The organism is Desulfomonile tiedjei (genome assembly GCA_016212925.1).
Classification (GTDB): Bacteria; Desulfobacterota; Desulfomonilia; order Desulfomonilales; family Desulfomonilaceae; genus JACRDF01.
Map to the genome: position 1 here is coordinate 1 of JACRDF010000008.1, position 2,484 is coordinate 2,484.

Genomic DNA, 2,484 nt, shown 5'->3' on the forward strand with positions numbered 1-2,484 from the left:
AACGCCCCCCTGCGCACCAATGTTGCAGATGGGTTTTCTATACCTAGTTAAGTTCAGATAGATGTGTCCTTCACTATCGGCCGCGTCCCCGGCAGACTTGACCCCGCGGTCATGGGCGGGGTGAAGCTCGGCACCTGGTTCGTCAAAGAAGGCTTCCTGGGGATGTATTATCCCTACTGGATGCAGTATTTCGGGTTCTACCTGGATTTCATGATGCATCGGCTGAACTTCCGGCAGCAAAGCGGAAGATCCTTCACGACGATTTCTGTCGGCGGGGTATCTGTCACCGCCCCCGGTTCCTTTACTTTCTCGAGTGAGGGGGTCGCACCCACCCTGGCCTTTATGTTTGCCGCCCGCTATGGTTTCCTGCCGGACTCCGAGGTGCCTTTCGGCCGCCTGCAGCCCTATGTGGCGGTGGGGCCGGCCATTATGTTTGCCAGCCAGCAGCCCACTTTTATTTTTAATGATCTGGGGGTCGGCAGGGATTTGGAGTCCCAATCCAGTGCCGTCATCTGCCTGGCGGTGGAAGCCGGATTGCGTTGGATGGCTCTGAAGAATGTATCCATCGACGTTTCCTTTAAATACCGTTACGCCGAGCCTTCTTTCAGTTACACCTTCTTAACTCCTATTACCCAACAACGTGCGACCCTGACCCTGGATCCCACTTTCCACCTCTTCAGCGGCCAGATAGGCGCGGCGTATCACTTCTAAGCCTTACTGAGGTTATGAAGAAAGCAAGGCGGCCTCCCGGCCGCCTTTTTTTTTAAGAGAACACCGCCGGAAGTTTTGGTCCACCATGGTTTTCGGGCAATTTTTTCCAAGGAGATCAGGTGTTATCTGGTCTCCTAAAATTGTTCTTTTTCTGGCGATAACTTCTTGACAAATTGCAAGGTTTTTTCATACGGTGGAAACAGCAGTAGTGGGGGATAATGTTGTGAGGAGTATCCAGCCTCCTGGGTTTGGATAGCGAGTAGTTCTTCGGTATTATTCTTTAAGGGGGGGAAATCATGAAAAGGAAAAGTCTTTGTCTAAGTACCGGTCTTTTGCTCCTGGCGGCCCTGCTGGTGGCGCTGCCGGGACCGGCACCGGCCGAGATGTACGTGGAAGCCTATCTGGGTGGGGTGCAGGGCGCCAACGCCCCTCTCAACACCCGCACTGCCGACGGTTTTGAAATTGCGGTAGTCGAACAGGCAACCATCAATTTCGGCTTCACCAACGGCCGCGTCCCCGGTAGACTTGACCCCGCAGTCATGGGCGGGGTGAAGGTCGGCACCTGGTTCGTCAAAGAAGGCTTCCTGGGGATGAATTATCCCTCCTGGATGCAGTATTTCGGGTTCTACCTGGATTTCATGATGCATCGTCTGAACTTCCGGCAGCAAAGCGGAAGAACCTTGACGACGATTTCTGTGGACGGGGCATCTGCCAGCAACTCCGGTTCCTTTACTTTCTCGAGTGAGGGGGTCGCCCCCACCCTGGCCTTTATGTTTGCCGCCCGCTATGGTTTCCTGCCGGACTCCGAGGTGCCTTTCGGCCGCCTGCAGCCTTATGTGGCGGTGGGGCCGGCCATTATGTTTGCCAGCCAGCAGCCCACTTTCAATTTCACTGATCTGGGGGTCGGCAGGGATTTGGAGTCCCAATCCAGTACCGTCATCTGCCTGGCGGTGGAGGCCGGATTGCGTTGGATGGCTTTGAAGAATGTATCCATTGACGTTTCCTTTAAATACCGTTACGCCGAGCCCTCTTTCAGTTACTCCTTCGTAAGTCCCTTAAGTCCGTTTAGCTCCCAACGCCTGAGCGTGACCCTGGATCCCACTTTCCACCTCTTCAGCGGCCAGATAGGCGCGGCGTACCACTTCTAAGCCTTACTGAGGTTATGGAGAAAAGCAAGGCGGCCTTCGGGCCGCCTTTTTTTTTGAGAGAACCCAGACGGAAGTTTTGGTCCACCATGGTTCTCGGGCAATCCCTCTGGGAGATCAGGTTTTATCTGATCTCCTAAAATTGTTCTTTTTCTGGCAATAATTTCTTGACAAATTGTAAGGTTTTTTCATACGGTGGAAACACCAGTAGTGGGGGATAATGTTGTGAGGAGTATCCAGCCTCCTGGGTTTGGATAGCGAGTAGTTCTCAGGTCTTATTCTTTGAGGGGGGGAAAATCATGAAAAGGAAAAGTCTTTGCCTCCATGCCGCCTTTTTGCTCCTGGCGGCCCTGATGGTGGCGCTGCCGGGACCGGCCAATGGTGAGATGTATGTGGAAGCTTACCTCGGCGGCTGCCAGCCCGCTAACATGGGACAGACTTTTAATGTCAGAGACGTATCGCCGGGTCTAAATGGAGTTCACCAAATCAACCGTTTAGACTTTTCGGGAAAAGCCGGCCCTACTGTATTGGGTGGCCTTAAACTGGGCACCTGGTTTGTCAAAGAGGGCTTTCTGGGGTATAGCTACCCTGACTGGATGAAGTACTTCGGGTTTTACCTGGATTTCAG

General features: G+C 53.3%; 3 protein-coding genes. All 3 read left to right on the forward strand.

What is annotated here, in order from left to right:
- The first annotated feature begins 111 nt into the window (after positions 1-111).
- Complete coding sequence (locus HY913_03800; GenBank protein ID MBI4962377.1) at positions 112-711, forward strand: hypothetical protein; 600 nt, start codon at positions 112-114, stop codon at positions 709-711.
- A 296-nt stretch (positions 712-1,007) separates the two neighbouring features.
- Entirely contained in the window at positions 1,008-1,859 is an 852-nt protein-coding gene (locus tag HY913_03805; GenBank protein ID MBI4962378.1) for a hypothetical protein, read from the forward strand.
- A gap of 296 nt (positions 1,860-2,155) precedes the next feature.
- The coding region (locus HY913_03810) for a hypothetical protein (GenBank protein MBI4962379.1) at positions 2,156-2,484 on the forward strand (329 nt) is incomplete at its 3' end.

Excerpts from the sequence above, each read along its gene's own strand:
- HY913_03800 (MBI4962377.1), top strand. The coding sequence starts at position 112 with ATGGGCGGGGTGAAGCTCGGCACCTGGTTCGTCAAAGAAGGCTTCCTG.
- HY913_03805 (MBI4962378.1), top strand. The coding sequence starts at position 1,008 with ATGAAAAGGAAAAGTCTTTGTCTAAGTACCGGTCTTTTGCTCCTGGCG.